The following is a 2,031-nucleotide window of genomic DNA, read 5'->3' on the forward strand; positions in this document are numbered from 1 at the left end:
CAGGCTGATGTCCGCTTCGGGTGTGCGCCGTGAGAAGGCGGCGCTTTCCAGTGGGTGCAAACCCCACCCGGCAAACGCTCCAGCCGGAAGCAATCGGAGCAGTCATGGAGGTAACGAAGTGGCTGAAGCCTTCGATTAGCGTGTCACGAATTGGTGACAGCGCGAGTGTGCAGGCCGTAACGCGAGTGAACGCCGAGCAAGCCTCGAAAAGGACGATGCGCAGGCCGACCCGACAACCCTTTCGGGGAAGGCTGATACGGCTGGGATAACGAGCGAAATCCACCCAGCCGCTGCGCCGGGGTAGTGGCGACAGCATGTACACAAGGAAAGCGTACGCAACACGGGAGGCCCCACGACGTGGTCAGGGATGATCAACCGGACGCCCGCGAGGGACAGGCCGGGCGCCGTGGGGATGCGGAGGGGTTCGTAGTACTGGTGAAGCCGGGTAACGCCGGTGGAGGGAAGGGACCTCAGTTCAAGACGAACGCAACACGTCGTGAGGGACCTGGAGATTGGGCAACCTATCAACTCCGAAGAGTGTTCAGAAACTGCAGACGGCGTTGCACGCGAAAGCGAAGGCAGAAGCCGGCTATCGCTTCTATGCCCTGTACGACAAGATCAGCCGTGACGACATCCTGGCGCATGCCTACGCTCAATGCCGCTCCAACAAGGGCGCACCGGGCGTGGACGGTCAGGACTTTGCGGACATCGAGGTGTACGGGGTGCAGCGGTGGCTCGGCGAACTGGCGCTTGCGCTCAGGCAGGAGACGTATCGACCGGACCCTATCAGAAGAGTGTACATACCGAAGGCCAATGGCAAACTCAGGCCATTGGGCATCTCAACCTTGCGTGATCGAGTCTGCATGACGGCAGCGATGCTGGTGCTAGAACCGATCTTTGAGGCCGATCTTCCACCGGAGCAGTATGCCTACCGTCCCGGGCGAAATGCCCAACAGGCGGTGGTCGAGGTGGAAGAGCAGCTGTTCCGCGGCCACCCGGAAGTCGTAGACGCCGACCTTGCGGACTACTTCGGGAGCATTCCGCATGCCGACCTTCTCAAGTCGGTAGCGCGCCGGATTGTTGATCGGCGCGTGCTGCATCTGATCAAGATGTGGCTGGAATGTCCCGTGGAAGAAACCGATGATCGAGGACGGAAGACACGCACGACCGAGGCACGGGACAAGCGGCGCGGCATCCCGCAAGGCTCACCCATCTCACCATTGCTGGCGAATCTTTACATGCGCCGGGTTGTGCTGGGATGGAAGATGCTTGGTCTCGAGCAAAGCCTCGGCTCTCGCATCGTGACCTATGCCGACGACCTCGTAATCTTGTGTAAACGGGGCGAAGCTGAAGAAGCCTTGCGTCAATTGCGCATGATCATGGGAAAGCTGAAGCTGACGGTCAACGAGGACAAGACACGAATCTGTAGGGTCCCGGAAGAGGAGTTCGACTTCTTGGGCTACTCGTTCGGGCGGATGTACTCAGAGAGAACCGGCCAGGCACGCCTGGGGTACCGGCCATCGAAGAAGAGCATCAAGCGTATGGTCGAGCAAATCCATGCGCTGACGGTCCGAACGGGGACATGGCAAGAAACCACAGAGCTGGTGGGTAAGTTGAACCGGACGCTGCGCGGATGGGCGAACTACTTCAAGGTAGGCACCGTCAGCAAGGCGTACCGCGCGATCGACAACTACACCGCTGTGCGGTTGCGCCGGTGGTTGCGCTCCAAGCACAAGGTCAGGCGACGCAAGGGCGGGACTTATCCACTCTCGCACCTCTACGGGCACTTCGGGCTCGTACGCCTAACTGCACGCGGACGCGACGTGCCGTGGGTGAAGGCGTGAGGTCTTGTCCGAGAGCCGGATGCGGGCGATCTGCATGTCCGGTTCGATGAGCGAGATGTGGAAACGGAGTCACGGTCGAACTACTAAGGCACCGCCAGACGAAAGAGGCGGCAACAGATATGTTCAGCCTACAACCACCGCGCCACATCCCGACTCTACCATTCGCGACTGGGGCGAGCCGGCAGCG

The 2,031-nt window shown here is 60.7% G+C and carries 1 protein-coding gene; it reads left to right on the plus strand.

Features of this window, described 5'->3' with window-relative positions:
- Positions 1–512 precede the first annotated feature (512 nt).
- A complete protein-coding gene (ltrA, locus tag AC628_RS41620; RefSeq protein WP_074132557.1) occupies positions 513–1,844 on the plus strand; it encodes a group II intron reverse transcriptase/maturase in 1,332 nt (443 codons plus the stop codon).
- The last annotated feature ends 187 nt before the right edge of the window (positions 1,845–2,031 follow it).

Origin of the sequence: Bradyrhizobium sp. NAS96.2 (genome assembly GCF_001908235.1) — a bacterium.
Lineage (GTDB): Bacteria > Pseudomonadota > Alphaproteobacteria > Rhizobiales > Xanthobacteraceae > Bradyrhizobium.